The organism is Amycolatopsis sp. EV170708-02-1 (genome assembly GCF_022479115.1).
Classification (GTDB): Bacteria; Actinomycetota; Actinomycetes; order Mycobacteriales; family Pseudonocardiaceae; genus Amycolatopsis.
In genome coordinates, this window is the sequence record NZ_CP092497.1 from 6797728 (window position 1) to 6823119 (window position 25392).

19 protein-coding genes, 3 pseudogenes and 1 riboswitch are annotated in these 25392 nt (G+C 69.2%); of the genes and pseudogenes, 9 read left to right on the top strand and 13 right to left on the bottom strand.

From position 1 onward, the window contains the following. The first annotated feature begins 49 nt into the window (after positions 1–49). Complete coding sequence (locus tag MJQ72_RS30920) at positions 50–1525, top strand: amino acid permease (protein WP_240594560.1); 1476 nt, start codon at positions 50–52, stop codon at positions 1523–1525. Here the strand turns inward: MJQ72_RS30920 and MJQ72_RS30925 are convergent. Further along, a pseudogene (locus MJQ72_RS30925) lies at positions 1500–2551 on the bottom strand (NAD(P)H-dependent flavin oxidoreductase). The gene MJQ72_RS30920 and the pseudogene MJQ72_RS30925 sit on opposite strands and share 26 nt — an antisense overlap. A 156-nt stretch (positions 2552–2707) precedes the next feature. On the opposite strand from MJQ72_RS30925, the gene MJQ72_RS30930 reads away from it, so the two are divergent. Beyond that, positions 2708–4471, top strand: coding sequence for a family 20 glycosylhydrolase (locus MJQ72_RS30930; protein WP_240594561.1), 1764 nt, complete (start codon positions 2708–2710; stop codon positions 4469–4471). 58 nt (positions 4472–4529) lie between these two features. Continuing rightward, the gene (locus tag MJQ72_RS30935; RefSeq protein WP_240594562.1) at positions 4530–4976 is read left to right on the top strand and encodes a pyridoxamine 5'-phosphate oxidase; all 447 of its coding nucleotides are present in this window, start codon (positions 4530–4532) and stop codon (positions 4974–4976) included. A 50-nt stretch (positions 4977–5026) separates the two neighbouring features. On the opposite strand, the gene lepA is transcribed toward MJQ72_RS30935, so the two are convergent. Next, entirely contained in the window at positions 5027–6868 is a 1842-nt protein-coding gene (gene lepA / locus MJQ72_RS30940; protein WP_240594563.1) for a translation elongation factor 4, read from the bottom strand. Between the two features lie 113 nt (positions 6869–6981). On the opposite strand from lepA, the gene MJQ72_RS30945 reads away from it, so the two are divergent. Beyond that, positions 6982–7569, top strand: coding sequence for a class I SAM-dependent methyltransferase (locus MJQ72_RS30945; protein WP_240594564.1), 588 nt, complete (start codon positions 6982–6984; stop codon positions 7567–7569). On the opposite strand, the gene MJQ72_RS30950 is transcribed toward MJQ72_RS30945, so the two are convergent. Next, positions 7566–7940, bottom strand: coding sequence for a VOC family protein (locus tag MJQ72_RS30950; protein WP_240594565.1), 375 nt, complete (start codon positions 7938–7940; stop codon positions 7566–7568). The two genes, MJQ72_RS30945 and MJQ72_RS30950, sit on opposite strands and share 4 nt — an antisense overlap. Positions 7941–7963: 23 nt before the next feature. After that, a pseudogene (locus tag MJQ72_RS30955) lies at positions 7964–8868 on the bottom strand (EamA family transporter). A gap of 333 nt (positions 8869–9201) precedes the next feature. On the opposite strand from MJQ72_RS30955, the gene rpsT reads away from it, so the two are divergent. Next, positions 9202–9462 (top strand): 30S ribosomal protein S20, encoded by a 261-nt coding sequence (rpsT, locus tag MJQ72_RS30960; RefSeq protein WP_007034798.1) that lies wholly within the window; start codon positions 9202–9204, stop codon positions 9460–9462. A gap of 49 nt (positions 9463–9511) precedes the next feature. Here rpsT and holA read toward each other — a convergent pair whose 3' ends face one another. Further along, complete coding sequence (gene holA / locus MJQ72_RS30965) at positions 9512–10495, bottom strand: DNA polymerase III subunit delta (protein ID WP_240594566.1); 984 nt, start codon at positions 10493–10495, stop codon at positions 9512–9514. 135 nt (positions 10496–10630) lie between these two features. Continuing rightward, a riboswitch (SAM riboswitch) is annotated at positions 10631–10763 on the top strand. A 13-nt stretch (positions 10764–10776) separates the two neighbouring features. Between holA and thrC the strand changes: the two genes are divergently transcribed. Beyond that, on the top strand, positions 10777–12042 hold the full coding sequence (gene thrC, locus MJQ72_RS30970; protein WP_005158594.1) for a threonine synthase: 1266 nt from the start codon (positions 10777–10779) through the stop codon (positions 12040–12042). A 36-nt stretch (positions 12043–12078) separates the two neighbouring features. On the opposite strand, the gene MJQ72_RS30975 is transcribed toward thrC, so the two are convergent. The 7 genes from MJQ72_RS30975 to nadD form a co-directional block, all read right to left on the bottom strand. Next, positions 12079–14484, bottom strand: a complete 2406-nt coding sequence (locus MJQ72_RS30975; protein WP_240594567.1) for a ComEC/Rec2 family competence protein — start codon at positions 14482–14484, stop codon at positions 12079–12081. Beyond that, positions 14481–15203 (bottom strand): ComEA family DNA-binding protein, encoded by a 723-nt coding sequence (locus MJQ72_RS30980; RefSeq protein WP_240594568.1) that lies wholly within the window; start codon positions 15201–15203, stop codon positions 14481–14483. Before MJQ72_RS30980 ends, MJQ72_RS30975 begins: the two co-directional genes overlap by 4 nt. Positions 15204–15348: 145 nt before the next feature. Next, entirely contained in the window at positions 15349–16194 is an 846-nt protein-coding gene (locus tag MJQ72_RS30985; RefSeq protein ID WP_240594569.1) for a DegV family protein, read from the bottom strand. 10 nt (positions 16195–16204) lie between these two features. Then, entirely contained in the window at positions 16205–16930 is a 726-nt protein-coding gene (gene octT, locus MJQ72_RS30990) for a diglucosylglycerate octanoyltransferase (RefSeq protein WP_240594570.1), read from the bottom strand. Positions 16931–16933: 3 nt separating this feature from the next. Beyond that, positions 16934–17548: a histidine phosphatase family protein gene (locus tag MJQ72_RS30995; protein ID WP_240594571.1), complete on the bottom strand. Its 615-nt coding sequence runs from the start codon at positions 17546–17548 to the stop codon at positions 16934–16936. After that, on the bottom strand, positions 17545–17949 hold the full coding sequence (rsfS, locus tag MJQ72_RS31000) for a ribosome silencing factor (RefSeq protein ID WP_240594572.1): 405 nt from the start codon (positions 17947–17949) through the stop codon (positions 17545–17547). The genes MJQ72_RS30995 and rsfS overlap by 4 nt, the downstream gene beginning before the upstream one ends. Before the next feature lie 22 nt (positions 17950–17971). After that, positions 17972–18604, bottom strand: a complete 633-nt coding sequence (gene nadD / locus MJQ72_RS31005) for a nicotinate-nucleotide adenylyltransferase (protein WP_073846459.1) — start codon at positions 18602–18604, stop codon at positions 17972–17974. A gap of 161 nt (positions 18605–18765) precedes the next feature. Here nadD and MJQ72_RS31010 point away from each other — a divergent pair, with 161 nt between their 5' ends. From MJQ72_RS31010 to argS, 3 genes and pseudogenes are all read left to right on the top strand, one after another. After that, positions 18766–20871: a RecQ family ATP-dependent DNA helicase gene (locus MJQ72_RS31010; protein WP_240594573.1), complete on the top strand. Its 2106-nt coding sequence runs from the start codon at positions 18766–18768 to the stop codon at positions 20869–20871. A gap of 109 nt (positions 20872–20980) precedes the next feature. Beyond that, on the top strand, positions 20981–22267 hold the full coding sequence (locus MJQ72_RS31015; protein WP_240594574.1) for an MFS transporter: 1287 nt from the start codon (positions 20981–20983) through the stop codon (positions 22265–22267). Positions 22268–22338: 71 nt separating this feature from the next. Then, positions 22339–24062: pseudogene (gene argS / locus MJQ72_RS31020) on the top strand (arginine--tRNA ligase). Here argS and MJQ72_RS31025 read toward each other — a convergent pair. Then, positions 24057–25331: an NAD(P)/FAD-dependent oxidoreductase gene (locus tag MJQ72_RS31025; RefSeq protein WP_240594575.1), complete on the bottom strand. Its 1275-nt coding sequence runs from the start codon at positions 25329–25331 to the stop codon at positions 24057–24059. The pseudogene argS and the gene MJQ72_RS31025 overlap by 6 nt on opposite strands. Positions 25332–25392 lie beyond the last annotated feature (61 nt).

A 25392-nucleotide genomic window follows, 5' to 3' on the forward strand; every position in this document is an offset into this window, starting at 1 on the left:
CTTCGGACTGTGACCCAGTCCGAAGGGCACAACCTGTTGGGAGACGACGATGTCCGCACCGCGCAGCCTGGGCTCGGGATCCGGGATATTCCGCCGCAAACCGATCGATCAGATCCAAGAACTCAGTGGAGGCGGAGGACTCCAACGCACGCTGGGCCTGCGGCAGCTGACCGCGATCGGCGTCGGCGGCATCATCGGCGCGGGGATCTTCTCCCTGGCGGGCGCGGTCGCGAACAAGACCGCCGGCCCCGCCGTGCTGATCTCGTTCCTCATCGCGGGTATCGCCAGCGCCGCCGCCGCGTTCTCCTACGCCGAGTTCGCCGGGCTGATCCCCCGCGCCGGGTCGGCCTACACCTACGGCTACACCGTGCTCGGCGAGATCGTCGGCTGGTTCATCGGCTGGGACCTGCTGCTGGAGTACACCGCGATCGTGGCGGTGGTCGCGATCGGCATCTCCGGCTACTTCAACGAGCTGCTGGGCTATCTCGACATCGAGCTGCCAACGTGGATGCTGGGCGCTCCGGGCACCGAAGCGGCCGGTGTCGCGCCGGGGTCCTACAAGATCAACCTGTTCGCCGTGCTCCTGTGCCTGCTGATCGCCTTCATCCTCAACCAGGGCATGAAGAACGCCGCCCGGTTCGAAACGCTGCTGGTCTACCTGAAGGTCGGCCTGGTCCTGCTGGTGATCGTCGTCGGTGTCTTCCACATCAACACCGACAACTACTCGAACTTCTTCCCGTTCGGCCTCAGCGGCGCGTTCACCGGAGCGGCGACGGTGTTCTTCGCGGTCTTCGGGTACGACGCCATGTCCACCGCGGCCGAGGAATCGACCGACTCCCAGAAGCACATGCCGAAGGCGATCATCTACTCGCTCGCGATCTCGATGGTGCTCTACGTGCTGGCCTGCCTGGTCCTGACCGGGATGGTCAACTACAAGGACATCGACAGCGAGGCCGCCTTCTCCAGCGCTTTCGCGGGCCTCGGCATGAAGTGGCTCGGCCTGATCATCGCGGTCGGCGCGATCATCGGGATCACCACGGTGCTGTTCACGTTCCTCATGGGCGCGAGCCGCGTCGGCTACTCGATGAGCCGCGACGGCCTGCTGCCCAAGTGGTTCAGCAAGACCCACCCGGTGCGCAAGGTGCCGAGCCGGATGACCTGGGTGCTCGGTATCGCGTCGGCGGTCATCGCCGGGCTGCTGCCCATCGGCGAGGCCGCGGAACTGACGAACATCGGCATCCTGCTCGCGTTCGTCGTGGTCTGCGTCGCGGTGATCGTGCTGCGGTACAAGCAGCCGGATCTGCCCCGGTCCTTCAAGACCCCCGGCATGCCGATCGTGCCGATCATCGGGATCGTCTTCTCGATCTGGCTGATCACGTTCCTGAACCCCGAGACCTGGCTGCGGTTCGCTGCCTGGTTCGGCGTCGGCCTGATCATCTACTTCGCCTACAGCCGCCGTCACTCCGCGATGAACGCGAACAACGGTGACGCGAAGCAGGTCAGCGAAGACGACTCAACCGCGTAGCGGCTTCGCGGGCTTCGGTCTGGAGGCGTTCGACGATCGACGCCGCCGGGCCGGAGCCCGCGAGTTCGTAGGTCTGTCCCGCGTAGAGGGACATGATCTCGGGGTCGCCCGCCTTGCCCGCCGCCGCGCGGATCGGCTTGGTCAGGTTGTTGACCTCCGGATACGCCGACGGAGCGGTGGCCGAGAAGTCCGCGACCGCGCGGTTGACCAGAGACCGGGCCGGACGTCCGCTGAAGGCCCGGGTGAACGCCGTCGGCCTTCCTCCGTCCGCCAGCGCCTGCCGGTGCGCGGGCTGCGTCCCGGCCTCGTCCGCCCGCAGGAACGCGGTGCCGAGCTGCGCCGCGACAGCCCCCGCCGCCAGCACCGCCGCGATGTCGGCGCCGTGCACGAGCCCGCCGGTCGCGACGAGCGGCAAGTCCGTCCGCGCCGAGACCAGCCGGAGCAGGCTCAGGACGCCGTACTGCGCACCTCCGCCTTCGGCTCCGGGCTCGTCGGCGAAAAGCCCTCGATGCGCTCCGGCCTCGAATCCCTGCACCACGAGCGCGTCCGCGCCGACGGCCACGGCCCGATCGGCTTCCGCCGGGCTGGTGACCGTGACGGCCACCTTGCTCCCGCCGGCGTGCAAGCGTTCGACGTCCTCGGCCGAAGGCGTGCCGAAGGTGAAGGAAACGACCGGCACCTTCCGGCCCAAGACGACCTCGAGCTTCGCGGCATAGGCATCGTCGTCCCAGCGCGGTTCCCCGGGCTCGACGCCGAGGCGCTCGGCCTCCGCGCGCCAGCGCTCGATGTGCGCACCGAGATCCGCTTCGGCGGCGGAGCCACCCGATACGAAGAGGTTCACACCGAACGGCTCACCGGTCAGCTCGGCCGTCTTGGCGATCCGGTCCGAGAGGGCGTCGGCGCTCAGATATCCCCGGCCAGGAAGCCGAATCCACCCGCCGCGGTCACCGCGGCGACGAGCTCGGGAGTGGTCGGCCCGCCCGCCATCGGGGCCGCGATCAGGGGGAAACGCAAGTCTTCGAACACGTTCCCGACGATAGTCCCCTCGTGGCGGCACGCATTGTGACGTTCGAGTCACTCCAAGGTTCCCTCGTGGTGGTCTAGACCTTTAACGGCGAAGATGCGACGATCGGACCGTCGTGACGCACGTCACGCCCAGTCCCGTCCCCCTTGGAGGCCCCGGTGAAGACCTTGAGAGCGCGGCTGGGTCGCGCCTTCGTCGGGGTGGCGCTGCTCGCCGGCGCCACCACCGCAGCCGCCCCCGTCGCCGACGCGGCCACCCCGCCACTGCAGGCGATCGTCCCGGTCCCGGTCTCGGTCCAAGCGGTCACCGGCTCCGACCACACCCTGACCGCGAACACCAAGATCTACACCCAGGCCGGGTCGGCGCAGGCCAAGGCCGTCGGCGAGTACCTCGCCGGGATCTTCCGTACGTCCACCGGCTTCCCCCTGCCCGTCGCCGACGCGCCGTCGGGCACGCCGGCCGACGGTATCTCGCTCCTCCTGTCCGGCGCCGACTCCCGCGTCGGCGACCAGGGCTATCAGCTGAACGCGACGTCCGCTTCGGTCATCCTGCGCGCGACGACGGCACAAGGTCTCTTCGGCGGCGTCCAGACGCTGCGCCAGATGCTGCCCGGCAAGATCGAAAGCCCCACGGTGCAGCAAGGCCCTTGGACGATCCCGGGCGCGAACATCCTGGACTACCCGCGCTTCGGCTACCGAGGCGCGATGCTCGACGTCGCCCGGCACTTCCACCCGGTTGCCACGGTCAAGCGGTACATCGACCAGCTGGCCCAGTACAAGATCAACAACCTGCATCTGCATCTCGCCGACGACCAGGGCTGGCGCATCCAGATCGACAGCTGGCCGCGGCTGACCACCTACGGCGGCAGCACCCAGGTCGGTGGCGGCCCCGGCGGCTACTACACCAAGGCGCAGTACACGGAGATCGTGAACTACGCGGCCTCGCGGTTCATCACGGTCATCCCGGAGATCGACATGCCGGGGCACACCAACGCCGCGTTGGCGTCGTACGCCGAGCTGAACTGCAACAACACCGCTCCTCCGCTGCGCACCGACACCGCCGTCGGCTACAGCTCGCTCTGCATCTCGAAGGAGATCACCTACACCTTCGTCAACGACGTCATCCGCGAGGTGGCCGCGCTGACGCCCGGACCGTACTTCCACCTCGGCGGCGACGAAGCCCAGGCCACCAGCGACGCGGACTACCGCACCTTCATGAACCGGGTGCTGCCGATGGTGGCCGCCGCGGGCAAGCAGGTCGTCGGCTGGCACGAGATCGGCAAGGCCACCCTGCCTGCCACGGCGACCCCGCAGTTCTGGGGCACGACGACGTCCAGCACGGAGGTCTCGAACGCCGTCGCCCGCGGCAGCAAGGTGATCCTTTCGCCGGCGAACAAGGCGTACCTGGACATGAAGTACAACTCCAGCACGCCGATCGGGCTCTCGTGGGCGGGCTACATCGAGGTCCAGGACGCCTACAACTGGAACCCGGGCGCCTACCTCTCCGGTGTGCCCGAATCCGCCGTCCGCGGCGTCGAATCCCCGCTGTGGACCGAAACCGTGGTGACCCCGGCGCACATCGACTACCTCGCCTTCCCCCGGCTCCCGGCGCACGCCGAACTCGGCTGGTCGCCGTGGTCGACCCACGATTGGAACACCTTCCGGGTGCGTCTCGGCGCACAAGCGCCACGCTGGCAGGCGCAGGGCCTCGACTACTACAAGTCGAGCCAGGTGCCTTGGGAGACCGGTTCCGGCAACCCGGGCACCTGCACGCTCCCCGCGTGGGATCGCGCGTCGGTCTACACCGGCGGAGCGACCGTCTCCCACAACGGGCACAAGTGGACGGCCCAGTGGTGGACGCAGGGCGAAGAGCCCGGAACGACCGGCCAATGGGGTGTCTGGCGCGACAACGGCACCTGCTGATCAGCCCCCGTAGCCCCGCTCGGCCCCTTCACCGGGCCGAGCGGGCTACGGTGGTCCCATGGCCGCAGACCTCGAACTCGTCCGCACTCTTTCGTTGCGCGAAAACGGACTCGCGACCGTCTCGACGGTCCGCGCGGACGGCACCGTCCACTCCTCGGTGGTCAACGCCGGTGTCTTCGAAGACCCGGTCACCAAGGCGCCGGGAGTCGCTTTCGTGGCGATGGGCGGCGTGAAGAAACTCGACTTGTTCCGCCGGGCGGGCCACGCCACGATCACCTTCCGGCGTGGCTGGGAATGGGCGGCGGTCCAGGGAAGCACCCACCTCATCGGTCCGGACGATCCGGACCCGGACTTCGATCCCGCCGGTCTCCCCCGGCTGCTACGCGAGGTCTTCATCGCGGCGACGGGGACCCACGACGACTGGGACGAGTACGACCGTGTGATGGCCGCCGAACGCCGAGTCGCCGTCTTCGTCACCGCGAACCGGGTCTCCGGGAACCGCTGACACGAAAAGGCCGCCCGGACGGTGATCCGGGCGGCCTTCGCGAGTATCGATTACTTCTTCTTGCTACCGGCGTCCTCAGTGGACAAAGCGGCGACGAAGGCCTCCTGCGGGACCTCGACCCGGCCGACGGTCTTCATCCGCTTCTTGCCTTCCTTCTGCTTTTCCAGCAGCTTGCGCTTACGCGAGATGTCACCGCCGTAACACTTCGCGAGCACGTCCTTACGGATCGCGCGGATGGTCTCGCGGGCGATGATCCGCGACCCGACCGCCGCCTGGATCGGCACCTCGAACTGCTGCCGCGGGATCAGCTCGCGCAGCCGGGTCGCCATCCGGTTTCCGTAACCGTACGCGGCGTCCTTGTGCACGATCGCCGAGAAGGCGTCGACGGTCTCCCCCTGCAGCAGGATGTCGACCTTGACCAGATCGGCGATCTGGTCGCCGCCCTCTTCGTAGTCGAGCGACGCGTAGCCGCGCGTACGCGACTTCAGCGTGTCGAAGAAGTCGAAGATGATCTCCGCGAGCGGGATGTTGTAGCGCAGCTCGACGCGGTCCTCGGAGAGGTAGTCCATCCCCAGCAGCGTGCCGCGCTTGGCCTGGCACAGCTCCATGATCGTGCCGACGAACTCCGACGGCGCCAGGATGCTCACCTTGGAAACCGGCTCGTGGACCTCGGAGATCTTCATCCCGGACGGCCAGTCCGAGGGGTTCGTCACCACGACCTCGCTCTTGTCCTCGAGCACGACGTTGTAGATGACGTTCGGCGCGGTGGAGATCAGGTCGAGGCCGAATTCGCGCTCGAGCCGGTCCCGCGTGATCTCCAGGTGCAGGAGGCCGAGGAAGCCGCAGCGGAACCCGAACCCGAGCGCCACCGAGGTTTCCGGCTCGTAGGCGAGCGCGGCGTCGTTGAGCTGGAGCTTGTCCAATGCCTCACGCAGTTCGGGATAGTCCGAACCGTCCACCGGGTACAGGCCGGAGTAGACCATCGGCTTCGGCTCGCGGTAACCCGCGAGCGGCTCCGACGCGCCCTTGCGCTCGGAGGTGACGGTGTCACCCACCTTCGACTGGCGGACGTCCTTCACCCCGGTGATGAGGTAGCCCACCTCGCCGACCCCGAGTCCCTTGCTGGCCTTGGGCTCCGGCGAGATGATCCCGACTTCGAGGAGTTCGTGGGTGGCACCGGTGGACATCATCTTGATCCGCTCACGCGGCGTGATCTTCCCGTCGACGACCCTGATGTAGGTGACGACGCCCCGGTAGGTGTCGTAGACCGAGTCGAAGATCATCGCGCGCGCGGGCGCGTCCGCGTCGCCGACCGGCGGCGGCACCTGCCGTACGCATTCGTCCAGCAGTTCGGTCACGCCCATGCCGGTCTTCGCCGACACGCGGAGCACGTCGGAGGGCTCGCAGCCGATGATGTGCGCCAGCTCGGCCGCGTACTTGTCCGGGTCGGCCGACGGCAGGTCGATCTTGTTCAGCACCGGGATGATGTGCAGGTTCTTCTCGAGCGCCAGGTAAAGGTTCGCCAGCGTCTGCGCCTCGATCCCCTGCGCGGCGTCGACCAGCAGGATCGCCCCTTCACAGGCCTCCAAGGCCCGGGAGACCTCGTAGGTGAAGTCCACGTGGCCGGGGGTGTCGATCAGGTGCAGGACATGGTCCTGGCCGTCGACCTTCCAGGGCAGGCGCACGTTCTGCGCCTTGATGGTGATCCCGCGTTCCCGTTCGATGTCCATGCGGTCGAGGTACTGAGCGCGCATGGCCCGCTCCTCGACCACGCCGGTGAGCTGCAGCATCCGGTCGGCCAGGGTCGACTTGCCGTGGTCGATGTGCGCGATGATGCAGAAGTTCCGGATGAGCTCCGGGGGCGTGAAGGTCGTGTCGGCGAACGTCGTCAACGGGTTTCCTCGCGAAGGTCGGGGTGTGCCACCTCTATGCTCCCATGCCGCTCCGGGTGCGAGTGGGGGTCATCCCCGATGCGGCCCGTGATGAGCTGTGGTGCCCTCGAAGTATGAGTACTTCACTGTCCCAGATGCTCGACCGGACGTTCGGTCATCCACGGGGGCTGCTCGGCCGGATCGGCGGGCGGGCGATGGCGCACGGCAACGCGGCCACCGAGCTTCGCGTCGTCGAGCTGGCCTCGATCGAGTCCGGCGAGACCGCCCTGGTCGTGGGCCCGGGCCCCGGAGTCGGCCTGCGGGCCACGGCCGAACGCGCGGGCCGGGCGATCGGTGTCGACCCCTCCCAGGAGATGCTTGCCCGCTCTCGCCGCCGCTGCGGCGACAAGGTGGAGTTGCGGCAGGGCACCGCGGACTCCACAGGTGAGCCCGACGACAGCGTCGACGTGGTCCTGAGCGTCAACAACGTGCAGCTGTGGGACGACCGGGCGGCCGGGTTCGCCGAACTGTTCCGGGTGTTGCGCCCCGGCGGCAGGCTGTTGCTTTCGTCGCACGAGAAGTGGCTGCCGGTGTCCCGGCACGAGCTGGCCGACGAGGCCGCCGCCGCCGGCTTCGTGGATCTGCAGACCTGGACCTGGGAACCGCCGGGTTTCGGCACCTCCCTCGCCGCTCAGCTGCGCGCGATCAAACCCTTCGGCTAGCGCGGATCAGTGCGCAACGGGTGCTCACGCGGCACTTCGACCAGCACGATCCTGGTGCCGTCCGGGTCGGCGATCCACGCTTCGTCCAGCCCCCACGGCTCACGCCGCGCGCCGCGAACCGGCTCCAAGCCCTTCCGCGCGAGCTCCTCGAGCACCGCGGGCAGATCCCGGACCTGGAGCCACAAGGCGACGTCAGGCGTCGGGCCGGTCTCTCCGGTACCGACGATCTCGATCGACCCGTTCCCGGCGAAGAACACCGTCCCGCCGGGGAACTCCTTGTCGATGGCCAGGCCCAGGGTGTCCCGATAGAACGCCGTCGACACGTCGAGGTCCTTCGGGTGGATCAGCACCCTGCTGCTCAGCACGTCCATGGCTCAATCCCTACCGGATGGGTTCAGGCCATCGCAATCGCGGCGATACCCGCCAGCACCACCACCGATCCGGCCAGCCGGCGGACGGCGTTCGCCTCGCCCAGGACCAGCCAGGCGGCGATGCCGCCCAAGACGATGCTCAGCTCCCTCGCGGGCGCGACGAGGCTCACCGGGGCGACCTGGAGGGCATAGAGCACCAGCAGGTAGGCGACCGGCGAGAGCACGCCGACGATGACGACCTCACGTTTGTGCTCGCGCCAGAGCCACGAGACCTCCTCGCGGTCCTTCAACGCATACGGCGCCATGAGCAGGCTCTGCACGATCGCGCCGGTTCCGAAGTACACGATCGGCGGGACACCGAGGCCCGTGACCGAATGCGCGTCCCACAGCGTGTAGGCGGCGATCGTGAGGCCGGTCAGCAGGCCGTAGACCAGGCCTTTTCGTCGAGCGACACGATCGGCGGCGCCGACGTGGGCCGGTGCTCGCCCGGTGCCGATCACCAGCACCCCGGCGACCACGAGGAACGCGCCCACCAGGCCGAGGATCCCGGCCGCTCGCCGAGCACCACGACGGCGGCGAGCACCGAGATCAGCGGCCCGGTCCCGCGGGCGACGGGGTAGACGACGGACAGATCTCCGACGGCGTACCCCCGCTGGAGAACGACCCCGTAGGTGACGTGGAACACCGCGGTGACGACTGCGGCGAACAGCCAGGTCCACTGTGGACGTTGTGGTTCCACGGCCAGGGAGACCGCCATGACGGGGACGAGCAGGATCGCGGAAAGGCTGTAGTACGCCCAGACGAACCGGGCTCCGCCACGGCGGATCCGCTTGGCGGCGAGGTTCCAGCCCGCGTGGATGACGGCGGCGATGACGACGAAGGACAGAGCGGTGGCGTTCACAACGGACCTTTCACGTTTTCCGCGCATGCGGAAAACCCGGTCCTCCAGGCTTTTGTCCCGTCAGATGAACGGCGGTGCGTCCGGCTCCGCCGATGGTGCCGCTCGGACCGGTCCCGTCTGCCCTGATTGTGTGTTTTCGCTGAACGGGCAGGCGGCGGAACCCTAGGCACTACGATCTTCACCGTACCGCAAGCACCCCTCCCGAGGCTGCCGCGAGCCGCGCCGGGACGGCTGTTAAGCTTGCCTTTCACCGTCGTGTGGCATTCCGTCATGGAGGAAACCCGCGCCGCTCCCACGAGCACGCAGGGCCGGTCACAGCGCGGCGGTGAAACCACCGAGAGATTCAAGAGGAGCGCCCCCGTGGCCAACATCAAGTCGCAGATCAAGCGCATCACCACCAACGAGAAGGCGCGTCAGCGCAACCAGGCGATCCGGTCCTCGGTGAAGACCGCGATCCGCAAGTTCCGCGAGGCGGCCGACGCCGGCGACAAGGCCAAGGCCCTGGAGCTGCAGAAGGACGCGGCGAAGAAGCTGGACAAGGCCGTGACCAAGGGCGTTCTCCACGCCAACCAGGCCGCCAACAAGAAGTCCGCGCTGGCGAAGCGCGCGAACTCTCTCTGATCGGCTTTCGAAGGGCCCGGCGACGCGAGTCGCCGGGCCCTTCGACGTTTCAGCGGCTTGTGCCGTGAGCGGCGACGACCTCCAGGACGGCACGCTCCAAGGCGTACTCCGGATTGGCCGCGACCCCTTTGACCTCGGCGTTGAGCCGGGCGACCACCCGCATCGCGGTGGCGAGCCCGTCCTGGCCCCAGCCGCGGGCCTGCCCCTGCGCCTTGCGCACCTTCCACGGCGGCATCCCCAGCTCACCCGCCATCTGGTTCGGGTTCCCGCGACCGGCGCCGGACACCCGCGCGATCGTGCGGACGGCGTCGGCGAGCGCGTCCGCGACCAGGACGTGCGGTACGCCCAGCTGCATCGCCCAGCGCAACGACTCCAGCGCCGCCGCCTTGTCACCGGCCACGGCCTTCTCGGCGACGGCGAAACCGTTCACATCCGCGCGGCCACGGTGGTAGCGCCGGACCGCCTGCTCGTCGACCGTTCCGCCGGCGTCCGCGACCAGCTGGGTCGCCGCCGACGACAGCTCCCGCAGATCCGACCCGACGGCGTCGATCAACGCGAGCACGGCCGCACCGTCGATCTTCCCGCCGACGCGGCGGACCTCGTTGCGGACAAAGGATTCCCGCTCGGCGGCCTTGGTCAGCTTCGGGCACTCGACGACCTCCGCGCCTGCCTTTTTCAAGGCGGCGGGGAGCCCTTTCGCGGCCTTGCTCCGGCCACCTCCGCTGTGCACGACGACGAGCACGATGCCGTCGGCGGGCGCCTTGACGTAGGCCATCACCCCGTCGGCGAGCTCCTGCGAGATGTCGTGCGCGGACTCGAGGACGATCACCCTGCCCTCGGCGAACAGCGAAGGGCTGACCATTTCCGCGAGCGCCGGGACTGTGAGGTCCGACACCCGGATCCGGGTGAGATCCGCCGTCGGATCGGCCGCTTTGGCCGCGTCCGAAGCGCTGCGGACCGCACGTTCGATCAGCAGCTCTTCCTCACCGAGAACCAGGACCAGCGGCGATGGGGCGGAAGCTTGCGTCGTCACGGTGACGATCCTGCCACTCCTCCTCTCGTGTGCTTTGTCCGGTGATGTGTTCCGGGCACGGTGGCCCCACCTGAGGCTCATGTCGTACGGTGTTGGCGAGGCGACGCGATGACACGCGTGCCGACAATCGAATACCGCTCATCCAGAGGGGCAGAGGGAACGGCCCGATGAAGCCCCGGCAACCGGCGTCAGCCTGTCATCCCGCGATCGCGGGGTAGCTGACGAACACGGTGCCAATTCCGGCCCGCCACGGCGGGGCAGATGAGGAAAGGAACCTCGCGATGACCGCAACCCTCGGCACGACCTCCACCACCAAGACCCCGGATCTCGGACCGGCCGTCGAACTGGTGTCGAAGGAAGAGGGACACCGGCAGCCGCTCGCCCCCGAATTCGTTTCCGCCGAGGACTTCTCGCCGCTCGAGGTCGCCTACGACTTCGGCCGTGTGCGCCGCGAGGACATCGAAGCCGGACCGAAGAACATCTGGCGCTACAAGAAGCTCCTTCCCGTTCCGTCGAACGTCGAAGAGATCCCCAACACCGAACCCGGCGCCACCCGCCTCATCCAGGCCGACAGGCTCGCGAAAGCCTTGGGCGTCAAGAAGGTCTGGGTCAAGGACGACACCGGGAACCCCACCCACTCGTTCAAGGACCGCGTGGTCGCCGTCGCACTGGCCGCCGCACGCGAGTTCGGGTTCGACGTGCTGGCCTGTCCGTCGACCGGCAACCTGGCCAACGCCGTCGCCGCCGCGGCGGCCCGCGCCGGCTGGCGGTCGGTCGTGCTGATCCCGAAGACCCTCGAGCGGGCCAAGATCCTCACCACCGCCGTGTACGACGGAGACCTGATCGCGGTCGACGGCAACTACGACGACGTGAACCGGCTCGCCACCCAGCTCGCCGCTGAGCAGGAAAGCTGGGCGTTCGTCAACGTGAACGTCCGGCCCTACTACTCGGAAGGCTCCAAGACGCTGGCCTTCGAGGTCGCCGAACAGCTCGGCTGGCGGCTTCCCTCCCAGATCGTGGTGCCGATCGCCTCCGGTTCCCAGCTCACCAAGGTGGACAAGGGTTTCCGTGAGTTCGGCCAGCTCGGGCTCGTCGACGAGACGCCGTACAAGGTGTTCGGCGCGCAGGCCACCGGCTGCTCCCCCGTCTCGGCGGCCTTCCGCGCCGGGCACGACGTCGTCCAGCCGGTCAAGCCGGACACGATCGCCCGGTCGCTGGCGATCGGCAACCCGGCCGACGGCCCCTACGTCCTCGACGTGGTCAACCGCACCGGCGGTGCGATCGAAGACGTCACCGACGAAGAGGTCGTCGAGGGCATCAGGCTGCTCGCCCGCACCGAGGGCATCTTCACCGAGACCGCGGGCGGGGTCACCGTCGCGACGGCCAAGAAGCTCATCGAGACCGGCAAGCTCAACCCGGACGAAGAGATCGTCCTGCTGATCACCGGGGACGGCCTCAAGACCCTTGACGCCGTCGAAGACAAGATCGGCCCGAAGGCCACCGTCAGCGCCTCGGCCGACGCGGTCCGCGAGGCTCTGGGGATCTGAGGGGCTCGGGGCATCCGAGTTCCCCGCCGGCCCGCCTCAGGAACGAGGCGGGCCGCGGGGCTCACCCCGGCGTACCAGGGCGAGGCCTCGCGCGTCGGCGACCACCGCGGTGTCGCCGTCCGTGTCCGTCCTGGCGACCGACGCACCGACGGCCACCAGGCTGTCCAAAGTGGACTTGTTCGGATGACCGTAGGTGTTTCCGGCGCCGACGCTCACCAATGCGGCACGTGGCGCGACGGCGTTGAGGAAATCCGGTGCCGTGTAACGACTTCCGTGGTGCGGGACCTTGAGGATCTCGGCGCGCAGATCGGCGCCCTCGGCCATCAGGTCCGCCTGCGCGGCGAGCTCGATGTCGCCTGTCAGGAGTAACCGGCCCGCCGGGGTTCCCGCGCGCAGGACGACGGAACCGTTGTTGATCACCGTGCCGTCCTGTTCCCGAATCGAGCGCCGGCTGACATAGCGCGGTCCCAGTACGTCTAGTGACAACGCCTGCCACTCCAGCCGCTGTCCGATCTCCAGCTCCAGCAAGGGAATCCCGCGGCGTGCCGTCTCGTCCGCGACCTGCTGCCACGCCCAGGCGGGAGCCCGGCCCGGGCCGACGGCGACCGCTCCGACCGACCGGCCGTCGAAGACGGATCCGAGACCGCCGATGTGGTCGGCGTGCAGATGACTCAGCACGATCAGCGGCACGCGGTCCACGCCGAGCCTGCTCAGGCATTCGTCCACCGGCCCCGGTTCCGGCCCGGTGTCGACCAGGATCGCCCTCCCCTGCTCGCCCGTGGCGAGGACGACGGCATCGCCTTGTCCGACGTCACAGGCAACGGCGTGCCAGGCCGACGGCGGCCATGCCGGTGCCAGCACCCGCACCGGTACGAAGACGACCAGCCCGGTGGCCAACGCGATGGCCAGCAGGATCCTGCCGTGCCGCAACCGGATGACGACGAGCAATACGGCGAGCAGCCCGGCCGCCAGAAGCCCGCCCCACCAGCCGTCCGGCCAGTCCACGACCGCTCCCGGCGCCCGGGCGCCGTGGCGGGCCACGGTGATGAGCCAGCTCGCCTCGGGTTCGGTCAGGCGGATCAGCAGTCTGCCCGCCGACGGCCACCACGGTCCGACGGCGGTGGCGAGCACGCCGAACACGGTGGCCGGCGCGACCACCGGCGCGGCGAGCACGTTGGTCAGCACCGAGACGAGGCTGACCGATCCCGCCATGCCCGCGATGACCGGCGCCGTCATCACGAACGCGGCCAGCGGGATGGCCAGCCCCTCGGCGTAGCCGGCCGGAACACCGCGTCCGACCAGCCACTCCGCCCACCTCGGCGCCAGCAGTACGAGCCCGGCGGTGGCGAGCACCGACAGCGCGAACCCGAAGTCGGCGGCCATCGCGGGATCGGCCACCACCAGCCCGGCCACCGCGAACGCCAGCGCGGGCAGCGCCGAACCCCGGCGCCCCAGTGCCAGCGCCAGCAGCCCGACCGCTCCCATCACCCCGGCGCGGAGCACGCTGGGCGCGGGCCCGGCGAGGACCACGAACCCGGCCAGCCCCACGGCGGCCGCGGCGGCGGAAGTCCGCGGCCCGACCCGGAGCACTCGCAGCAGGAGAAGGATCGAGCCGCAGACGATCGCCACGTTCCCACCGCTCACGGCCATCAGGTGGGACATGCCGGAGTCCGTGAACTCGTGTTCCACCCTCGGGGAGAGGGTGCTCGTGTCCCCCACGACCAGTCCGGGCACGAGACCGGCCTCTTCCTCCGGGAGGACGGCGCACAGACCCCGGAGCCCGGTGCGCAGCAATTCCGCGGCTCGCTGCCACCAGGGCGCCGGTCCGGCGGCCGACGGCGGGCCTCGCACCGAGAGGACCGCGACCGTCAGTTCGGCCCCCTTCGCCGGTGCGAGCCGCCCGGAGGCGGTGACCTGCTGCCCGGGCAGCAGGTCCGTCCACCCCTCGGCGGGAGCGAGCAGGAGGATCCGGCCGGCCGAATCCACCACCCGCTCACCCGTCACCGCGGTGTCCACCGTCGCGGCGACGACCACCAGGCGGGTGCCTGCCCGGCGATCGGCGTATCCGGCACCGCGGACCGGACGTGGCCGCTCGGTGACCACCACCCTCGTGGTGACGTCACTCCCCCGTGCGGCGGCGGCACGGAGGTCGTCGTGCTCGGCGGCCCGGATCCGCAGCGCCACCGGACCGGCGGTGAGCACGCCGAGGACGGCCAGGACACCCAGGCCAGCCACCCACCGGGACGCCGTCCGGCGGGCGCGGACACCGGCGGCGATCGCGAGCACCACGGCGGCCGCACCGCAGAGCATCGTGATCCACCAGCCGACCAACAACCCGGAAAGAGTGCCGAGCCAGGCCGTCACCGCGGCCGGTATCAGCCGCAGGTCCTGCCCTCGCCACGACGCGGTGTCCACTTCGGACGGATCGGCGGACGGGTTCATCCGACGGACACCAATTCCCGGAGTTTTCGATACTTAGATTCGCCGATCCCTTCTACGTCACGGAGTTGCTCGACGCTGGTGAACCCGCCATGCCCGGACCGCCAGTCGACGATGCGTTTCGCCATCACTTCGCCGACCCCGGGCAGGGTGTCGAGTTGCTCGGCCGTGGCCGAATTCAGGTCGAGCTTCCCCGGCGGTGCCGCCGTTCCCGCCGCGGCGGGAGCGGGGACGCCGACGGCCACCTGCTCGCCGTCGGTGAGCCGCCGGGCCAGATTCACTCCGGTCAGATCCGTTCCGGGCTGTGCCCCACCGGCCGCCGTGAGGGCATCGGCGACCCGTGCGCCCGGAGGGACCGTGACCAGGCCGGGTTTGAGGACCCGGCCGACGACGCTGATCACCAGAGGCGCCTTGCCCGCCGCGGCGGGGACGTCTCCGGCGGCCTTCGCCGACGGCAGGGGCGGCGGGGTCTCCGCCCCCGGCCGGTGTCCGAACAAGGCGATCGCGCCGGTCACGATCACGGCCACCGCGATCAGCACGGCCGCCACGACGAACCACCGCCGGTTCACCGGGATCCCGTCCGCCGTGAACCGGGCGGGCACCCAGCGGCGGACGAGCCTGCCCGCGGGCGGGCCCTGGGTGGGCGGCGACAGCTGCGCTGCCAGCCACGCCAGCCTGGCGTTGACGGAGGGACCCGGCGACCGGGCGGTTTGGTCGAACACGTGAACGACGCTACGGAGCGTGGGCGGCGGGCGGCAGTGGTGATTGCCGAGGCTGTGGACAAGTGGGGTGTTGTGGACAACTCGACCGCGACCGGCACCGGATCACCGTTTCCGTCGGGGCCGTATGGGACGCTGGCGGGTTTCCCTAACCCGCTCGCTGGACGACGACACCGAGCACGCCGGGCCCGGTGTGGGCCCCGATGACAGCGCCGATCTCCGAGACCACGCACCCGTCCGGGCAGTCGATCGATTCCTCGAGCCGGTTGGCCAGTTCGACGGCCCGCTCGGGGGAAGCCAGGTGGTGGACGGCGATGTCGGCGAGCCCGCCTTCGGCCGCTTTCACGGCGAGTTCGACCAGGCGCGCCACCGCGCGATTCATCGTCCGCACCTTTTCCAGAGGCTGGATCCGACCTTCGGACATGTGGAGCACCGGTTTCACCGCGAGCGCCGTACCGAGCAGGGCGGCCGCCGGGCCGATCCGTCCGCCGCGGCGCAGGTATTCGAGGGTCTCGACGGCGAACAGGGTCTCCGAGCGGCTCACCGCGTCGACTGCGGCGGCCTCCACCTCGGCGGGTTCCGCCCCGTCAGCGGCGGCACTCGCCGCGCGCAGGGCGGCGAAGCCGAGTCCCATCGCGGTACTGCGCGAATCGACCACACGCACCTTGTCCGGCCCGACCTCCTGGGCCGCGAGCACCGCCGCCTCCCAGGTCCCCGACAGCTCCCGGGACAGATGGACCGACACGACCGCGTCCGCGCCCTCGGCCAGCGCCGCCCGGAACTCCTTGACGAATTCGGCGGGTGTCGGCCGGGAAGTCGTCACCAGGCTGCGTTTGCCGAGCGCCTCGGCCAAGGCCGCGGGCCCCATCTCGACACCGTCGAGGAACACGACGCCGTCCACGAGGACATGCAACGGGACCACCCGGATCCCGTTCCGTTCGGCGAAGCCTTCCGGCAGGTGGGCGGTGGAATCCGTGACTACGGCGACCGACACGGCAGTCAGCCTACGTTGCCGCGGGACGGAGCACCGGGGCCATCAGGCGGGCCATTTCCGCACCGACGGCGGCATGTCCTTCCCACCCCCAGTGCATCCCGTCCGGATTGCCCCGCCCGCTCAGCACGTGGTCGCCGACGACGGCTTCGAGATCCAGCAGTGGGACGTCCGCGCGACGGCCCCAGTCGGCGAGGGCGGCGGCGGCACCTGCGCGGGCGGTGTGGACGCGGGCGTACGAGTCGGATCGATGCACGGAGGGCAGCATGCCGAAGATCGGCAGCTCCGGTCGCAGCGCCCGTAGGGCACCGACAGCGGTGTCGAGGTACTGGACCGTGAGTCTCGACGGCAAGACCACCGGACGTCCTCGGAGAGCGATCGACAGCCGCGGCTGGGCGGCGAGGTAGGCCTTGCGCGCCACTCGCCGCAGCGGGTCGGGCCGCAGGTACCGCAGGCCGATACGCAGGTAGGTGGGCAGCGGCGAAGGCAGCGTGTCCATGCTCCCGACGGCCAGCACGACGGCGTCGACGTGATGGAGATCGGCCCAGACGCGCGGATCGCCGATCAACGACCACCAGGCGTCGCGGGCGTTCCAGCCGAACCCGGCGACGAGATCCGCTTCGCCACCGAGCGCTTCGGCGGCGATGTTAGGCCACAGACGCGCGTCGTCGGCGGCGTGCGGGCCGTCCGGGCCGTGAAAGCTGAGGGAATCGCCGAACACCAGCAGGCGCGGGGCCATGGATCAGCCGGTGATTCCCGCGTTGTACGCGGCCAAGCGCCAGTTGCCGTCGCGCCTGGTCAGCTCCACCCAGTGACAGTTCGCGATCCCGCCCAGCGACGGCCAGGAGGCGACCGGCAGGCCGAGCAGTTTCGCGGTCAGCGCGATGATCAGACCGCCGTGCGTCGCCAGCAGCACGGCGTCGCCGGCGTCGGCATTGGGCTGGTCGAGGTCCGCGACGACCTCCATCGCCCGTTCGGCGACGTCGACCCGGGACTCGCCGCCGGGCGGTGCCCAGGTCGCGTCGACCCGCCAACGGGCACGTTCGCCGGGATACGCCTCGTCGACCTGCTGGCCGGTGAAGCCCTGCCATTCACCCAGATGGGTTTCCCGGAGGCGCTTGTCGATGCGCAGCGGGACACCGATGGCCTCGGTGAGCACCGTGGCCGTGTCAGTCGCGCGGCGCAGATCCGAGGCGATCACCAGATCCGGTGAGAACCGGGCGAGCGCCGGCACGGCGAACCTGGCCTGGTTCCAGCCGACCTGGGTGAGCGCGGAGTCCAGATGCCCCTGCATCCGGCCCGCCGCGTTGTAATCGGTCTCGCCGTGGCGCCAGAGCACCAGCCGCCGCGGGCTCACGAGGCGCCTTGCGCGTCGGCGGAGTCCTCCTCGGCGGGTGTCTCCAGTCCGGCGACCTCGATCCTCGGGCAGTCCTTCCAGAGCCGCTCGAGACCGTAGAAGGAGCGTTCCTCCTGGTGCTGGACGTGGATGACGACGTCGACGTAGTCCAGAAGGACCCAACGGCCCTCGCGGGCGCCTTCACGGCGGACGGGCTTGTGCCCGCCGAGCCGCAGCTGCTCCTCGACGTTGTCGACGATGGCGCCGACCTGGCGCTCGTTCGGCGCGGACGCGATGACGAAGGCGTCGGTGATGACCAGCTGGTCGGACACGTCCAGCACGACCACGTCGCTCGCCTTCTTGTCCGCCGCCGCATGGGCGGCCGCTACGGCCAGCTCTCGTGCCTCGGACGTGGCTGTCACAGTTCTCCTCAAACAGATGGCTTTACTCGCGGGTGCGCCCGACGAGGGTACCCGGTGGGGAACCCCGGTCTTTGCGATAGAGGTCCTTTTTGGCGATGTAGCGCACCACACCGTCGGGGACGAGGTACCAGACGGGCTCCCCGCCTTCGACGCGCTCGCGGCACGCGGTGGACGAGATCGCCATCGCGGTCACCTCGACCAGGCTCACCTTCCCGCTCGGCAGATGCTGCGAGTTGAGCCGGTAACCCGGCCTGGTGACACCGATGAAATGCGCGAGGTCGAACAGCTCGTCGGCGTTGCGCCAGGTGAGGATCTGTTCCAGCGCGTCCGCGCCGGTGATGAAGAACAGCTGGTCGTCCGGGTACTCCGCGCGCAGGTCGCGCAGGGTGTCGACGGTGTAGGTCTGCCCGACGCGGTCGATGTCGACGCGGCTGACCGAGAAGACAGGGTTGGACGCCGTCGCGATCACCGTCATCAGATAGCGGTCTTCGGCGCGGGTGACCACCCGGTCGGACTTCTGCCACGGCTGACCGGTGGGCACGAAGATGACCTCGTCGAGCGCGAACCGCGACTGGACCTCACTGGCCGCGACGAGGTGCCCGTGGTGAATGGGGTCGAACGTGCCGCCCATGACCCCGATCCTGCGTGGTGACATGGGTCGTGAGCCTATACAGCGCGCGAGGCTTCACGCTCGGGTCGCCGAACCCACCAACCAGGCGTGATCTGGATCACATTACCGTCGGTTCCATGGATGAACGGTCCGTTCACGACATGCCGATCGCGACTTCGTCGGTGGCATGGGGTAGAGGTGGGGACGTGGACACATCGACTCTCCGGGATCGCGCCGAGACCCTCCTCCAGTCGTTGGCGGGCGAGGGCGCCCGGCTGCGTGACGACCAGTGGACGGCCATCGAGGCGCTGGTCGCGCATCGCCGTCGCGCGCTCGTCGTGCAGCGCACCGGCTGGGGGAAGTCCGCCGTGTACTTCCTGGCCACCGCGTTGCTGCGGGAGCGGGGCAACGGCCCGACCGTGATCATCTCGCCGCTGCTCGCGCTGATGCGCAACCAGATCTCCGCGGCGGCGAGGGCGGGCATCCACGCGGCGACGATGAACTCCGCGAACCCGCAGGAGTGGGATCAGGTCCAGGCCGCGATCGCGGCCGGCGAGGTCGACGTCCTCCTGGTCAGTCCGGAACGGCTCAACAACCCCGACTTCCGGGACACCGTCCTGCCGAAGCTGACCGCGAGCGCCGGCCTGCTCGTGGTCGACGAGGCGCACTGCATCTCGGACTGGGGCCACGACTTCCGGCCGGACTACCGGCGGCTGCGGACGCTGCTGAAGGACCTGCCCGACGGTGTCCCGGTGCTCGCCACCACGGCGACCGCGAACGACCGTGTGGCGACCGACGTGGCCGAGCAGCTCGGCATCGGCAACGGGGGCGACACCCTCGTCCTGCGCGGCAGCCTGGACCGCGAAAGTCTCCACCTCTCGGTGGCCAAGCTGCCGACGTCGCAGGCCCGGCTCGCCTGGCTGGCCGAGCATCTGGAGGAACTGCCGGGCTCCGGGATCATCTACACGCTCACCGTCGCCGCCGCCCACGACGTGGCCGGTCTGCTGACCGAACGCGGCTATCCGGTGGCCCCCTACACCGGGAAGACCGACCCCGCGGACCGTCAAGCAGCCGAAGACGATCTGCTGAACAACAACGTCAAGGCCCTGGTGGCCACCTCGGCGCTGGGCATGGGGTTCGACAAGCCGGATCTGGGCTTCGTCGTCCATCTCGGGGCTCCGTCCTCCCCCATCGCGTACTACCAGCAGGTCGGCCGTGCCGGGCGTGGTGTCGATCGCGCCGAGGTGATCCTGTTGCCGGGCCACGAGGACAAGGACATCTGGGCGTACTTCGGCTCGCTCGCGTTCCCGGACGAACTTCGGGTGACCCAGGTGCTCAACGCGCTGGCGTACGCGGACCGTCCACTGTCGACACCCGCGCTCGAACCGTTCGTCGAGCTGTCCCGTTCCCGGCTGGAGATGGTCCTCAAGGTGCTGGACGTCGACGGTGCCGTCCGCCGGGTGAAGGGCGGCTGGGAAGGCACCGGCGAGGAGTGGCGCTACGACAAGGAACGCTACGCGCGGGTGAGCGCGGCACGCACGAACGAACAGAACGCCATGCTGGCCTACCTCGAAACCGGCGGCTGCCGGATGGAGTACCTGCGCAAGCAGCTGGACGATCCCGAGGCGACTCCCTGCGGACGGTGCGACAACTGCACCGGAAAGCATTGGGACACCACGATCTCCGACGACGTCGTCGACGCCACCCGGCAGCGGCTGCGCCGTCCGGGGGTCGAGGTCGCGCCGAGGAAGATGTGGCCGACCGGGATGGCCGGGCTGGAGGTCCCGCTCTCCGGGCGGCTGCCGGCGGGCGAGCAGGCCGAAACCGGCCAGGTGGTCGGACGGGTGACCGACGTCGGCTGGGGCACGCGGCTGCGCGAACTCGTCGGCCCGTCCGCGGCGGACACCGAACTCCCCGATCCGGTCTTCCAAGCCTGCATCGAGGTGCTGAAGGGCTGGCAGTGGGCGGAGCGTCCGGTCGCGGTCGTGGAAGTGCCCTCCGCCACCCGCCCCCAGCTGGTCCACAGTCTGGCGACGAAGCTGGCGTCCATCGGAAGGCTGAGCTATCTGGGCGCCATGACGTCGACGGGGCCGCCCCCGCGTCAGGCGAACAGCGCGCAGCGGCTGGCCGACCTGTGGAATCGCCTGGGCCTTTCCGAAGGCCTCGCCGCCGAAGTCGCCTCGTCCGAGGGGCCGATCCTGCTGGTCGACGACCTGATCGACACCGGATGGACGATGACACTGTCCGCGCGCTTGCTCCGCCAGGCCGGGGCTCGCGCCGTGCTGCCGTTCGCTCTCGCGAGCACTTCGTGAGCGAGCGACCGTAGGCCGGAGAGCGTTACGATCCCGACATTCGACAGGTTCTTTCCCGCGCGGGAACTTTCTGGCAAGGTTCCGTCCACGCGCGAGTACGGAGGTGCCGATGGCGGACGCAACGACGGAGCGGCTGGGGCACCGGCTCCCGGTGAAGAAGTTGTTCGCCGCCAGTGTCGGGAACGCGCTGGAATGGTTCGACTGGACCATCTACGCGACCTTCAGCATCTACTTCGCCAGTGAGTTCTTCCCGAAGGGCAACGAAGCCCTGGCGTTGATCAACACCTTCGCCACGTACGCGCTGGCGTTCTTCTTCCGCCCGCTCGGCGGGATGTTGCTCGGCCGCTTCGCCGACATCAAAGGCCGGAAGCCCGCGATGATCCTGACCATCGTGCTGATGGCGGGCGGGTCGGTGGCCATCGGTCTCCTGCCGACGTTCGACCAGGTCGGCTGGCTGGCTCCGATCCTGTTGCTGCTGGCGAGGGTGGCGCAAGGACTGTCGCTCGGTGGCGAGGTCTCCAACGCCTCGGCGTACCTCGGCGAGATCGCGCCGCCCGCTCGCCGCGGGCGGTACTCCGCCTTCTTCTACATCTCGACCGGTTCCGCGGTCCTGATCGCCTCGATCCTCGGGTTCGTGCTCGCGCGAACGATGTCCAAGGCGGATCTGACGGCGTACGGCTGGCGGATCCCGTTCCTGCTCGGTGGTGTTCTGGGCATCATCGGCCTGTGGCTGCGGCGCAGTCTCGCCGAGACCGAGATCTTCGAAGAGAAGAAGTCGACGGCGCGCCGGGTCGAGCGACCGCTGCGCACCACCCTTCGCGAGCACCCCCGTGCCGTCGTGCAGCTCGTGGGTTTCTCGATGCTGTCGACCCTTTGCTACTACACGTTCTTCAGTGCCCTGACCTCGTTCGCGGTCAAGACCCGCAAGGCGGACGACGTCGACGTGTTCCTCGCGTTGTCGATCGCGACGGCGTTGTTCGTCGCGCTTCAATACCCGATGGGCGCCCTGTCGGATCGCTTCGGCCGCAAGCCGCAGCTGCTCGTCTGGGCGGCGGCGACCGCGATCCTCATCGTCCCGCTGTCCACTTTGGTCCGGCCGGGACTGCCGGGTCTGCTGGTCGTGTTCTGCGTCGGGCTTTGCCTGTACACGGCGATGACGTCGATCGCGCCCGCGATCATGAGCGAGCTGTTCCCCACCGAACTACGCGGCTTGGGCATCGGCGCCTGGTACAACCTGACCGTCGCGTTGTTCGGCGGCACCGCTCCCCTGGTGCTCACGGCGCTGTCCGACGCCGGGCTCTCGACGCTGTTCTTCTGGTACGTGGCCGCCGGAGCGGTGATCGCGTTCTTCGTCATCCGGACCCTGCCGGAGACCAAGGGCAGCGACCTGCGCTGAAACTCCGTCGCCGAAGACGCGGGTAGGTGGCTACCCTCGCGCTCCTACGACGAGCGCGAAGGAGGGACACCGTGTTGTTCGGCGATGTAAGCGAGGAACTGTCGCGACGCGTGGTGAAAGCCCTTCGCGACATCACCGACTTCGAACCTCCGGCCGCCCTGGTGCGGGTCTCCGCGCAGAGCGGCGTCGACTATCAGTGCGACCTCGCGATGAGCTTGGGCAAACGGCTCGGCAAACCGCCGAGGGAGATCGCCGCCGACATCGCGGCGCGGCTCGACGTCACCGATCTCGCCGAGCCACCGGAGGTCGCGGGGCCGGGTTTCCTCAACTTCACGCTGCGCTCGTCCTGGCTCGCGGAGCGGACGACCGCGCTCAACGGCGACCCACGGCTGGGTGTCGCGGCGGCGCCGCGGCCTCGGCGGATCGCCGTCGACTACAGCAGCCCGAACGTGGCGAAGGAAATGCACGTCGGGCACCTGCGGTCGACGGTCATCGGCGACGCGATCGTCCGACTGTCACGGTTCGCCGGGCATGAGGTCATCCCACACAACCATCTCGGCGATTGGGGTACTCCGTTCGGCATGCTGATCGAGCATCTGCTCGACGAACGCCCGTCCGGCCCGTACGCGATCGGGGATCTCAACGGCTTTTACCGGGCCGCCCGGGCGAAGTTCGACACCGACGACGGCTTCGCCACCCGCTCGCGCGAGCGGGTGGTGCTCCTGCAAAGCGGTGAAGAAGCGACCTTGGCGCTGTGGCGGCGTCTGGTCGACGAGTCGACACGGCACTTCACTCAGGTCTACGAACTTCTCGGGATCGGCCTGACCGGTGAAGACGTCTACGGCGAGAGCTTCTACAACCCGGTTCTCGCCGCAGTCGTGGACGACCTGGACACCGCCGGGCTGACCGAGATCAGCGACGGCGCGGTCTGCATCTTTCCCGACGGTTTCCGCAACCGGGAAGGCGATCCGCTGCCGCTCATCGTGCGGAAACGGGACGGCGGTTACGGGTACGCCGCCACCGATCTCGCGACCCTGCGGTACTGGACCGAGCAACGCGAGGTCACCGATCTGCTCTACGTCGTCGGCACGCCGCAAGCGCAGCACTTCGCGATGGTGTTCGCCGTGTGCCGGGCCGCCGGCTGGCTCCGCGAGGAACATCGGGCCGAGCACATCGGGTTCGGCTCGGTGCTCGGCGAGGACGGCCGCGCCATGAAGACCCGGGCGGGTGAGTCGGTCCGGCTGTCCGACCTGCTCGCCGAGGCGATCTCCCACGCCGCCGAAGTCATCGACGACCGGGCCGACCTCTCCCCGAAGTCAGGGAAGAGGTCGCCAAGGCGATCGGGATCGGCGCGATCAAGTACGCCGACCTTGCCGGCGATCGCGAACGTGATTACGTCTTCTCCTGGGACCGGATGCTCGCCAAGAGCGGCAACACGTCGGTCTATCTGCAGTACGCCAACGCGCGGATCCGTTCCGTGCTGGCGAAAGCGGATCAGGACCTCACCGGCGCGCGGGTAGTGCTCGGCCACCCCGCGGAGCGCGCGTTGGCACTCGCGCTGACCCGCTTCCCCGAGGCGATCGGCGCGGCGACCACCGGACATCTCCCCCACAAGCTGTGCACGTATCTGTACGAGACCGCCGTCGTCTTCTCGCGGTTCTACGAACAGTGCCCGGTGCTGGACGCGGAAGGCACCGGCGTCCGCGACTCACGGCTGTTGCTGGCCGAACTCACCTCGAAGACCCTGACGCTGGGCCTGTCGCTGCTGGGCATCTCGGCTCCCGCCCGGCTATGAGTCGCCGTGGTCGCTGAAGACCTTGCGCTTCAGCGGAGGGACCGCCTGGAAGAAGCGGAACATCCCCCGTGCCATCGTGCGGCCCGCCCGGTTCTCCGACACGAACTGGCGGGCACTGCGTTCCGAGTCGCGCACCGCCGCGAAGCCGTAGTCACGCATCCGCTGCTCGTAGTCGGCGATCGCGGAGCGCACCGCACCGGTCTTGCGTGCTTCGACGAGGTTGCGGCACAACAGTTGTGCGTCCCGGAGCGCCGTGTTCGCGCCGATGCCGCGGAACGGGGTCATGCTGTGGATCGCGTCGCCGAGCAACGTGACGTTGCCCGTCGGCCACGGCCGCACAGGCTTCGAGGTGAAGATCGGCAGCCGGGACACCGCCTCCACAGGTGAGCCGGCGACGAGTTCCTTGAACGCGGGATCCCAGCCGTCGATCAGGTCCAGCACCAGGTCCCGCAGCGCAGCACCGTCCAATGAGGACAGATTGGCCGGGTAACGCCGGTCGTCCGCCGCGAACGCCCACATGACGTAGCTCGAGGTGTTGTCGAACAGGATGGGATCGTGGTCCGCGGTCTCGTCGTTGACCGACGGGACACCGGCCAGCTCGTGCGGCGCGGTGAACAGGCCAGCCCCGGTACGCGGCATCACCATGCTCGGGCCGCCGGTGAGCCGGGCGGGCAAACGCTTGCGGGTCTCCTCGGTCAGCGGGTGCTTGCCCGCGATCGCGATGATGCCGGTGTCCACCCGCTCGGCCTCGGGAAGAAACTGTTTGCGCACACGGGAATTGGCCCCGTCGGCGCCGATGACCAAGTCGGCTTCGACGGTGCTGCCGTCGGCGAACTCGCAGACGACCACCTCGCCTTCACGGCGGTAGCCGACGAACTCCTTGCCATGGTGCAGAACTCCTTCGAGCCCGTCGGACAGCACCTGGTGCAGGCTGATCCGGCTGACCGAATGATGGTCCGACGCGGGATCGGGACTCGACGTGAGCTCGGCGTCGATCACCATCAGGTCCCGAAGCTGCTCGGTCACGAAGGTGAACGGGCCGCTCGTGGTGCCCGTGGTGTCCAGGAACCGCTGCCAGAGCTCGGGCGGCAGGCATTCGTTCAGGGCGGCGGAGCCGTGCGGGTTGATGTGCACGCGATAGCCCTGAAGGCGTTCGGTCCGGGTGCGGCTGCGTTCGTGAACGGACACGTCGATTCCCGCCTTGCGCAGCCCCTGCGCCAAGCAGAGACCGCCCGTTCCGCCGCCGATGATCGCGATTCTCGTGGTCATGGGTTTCTCCTCTCTCCGCCGACAACTATCAACCAGACGGATGATAAAGTCAACCGCATGT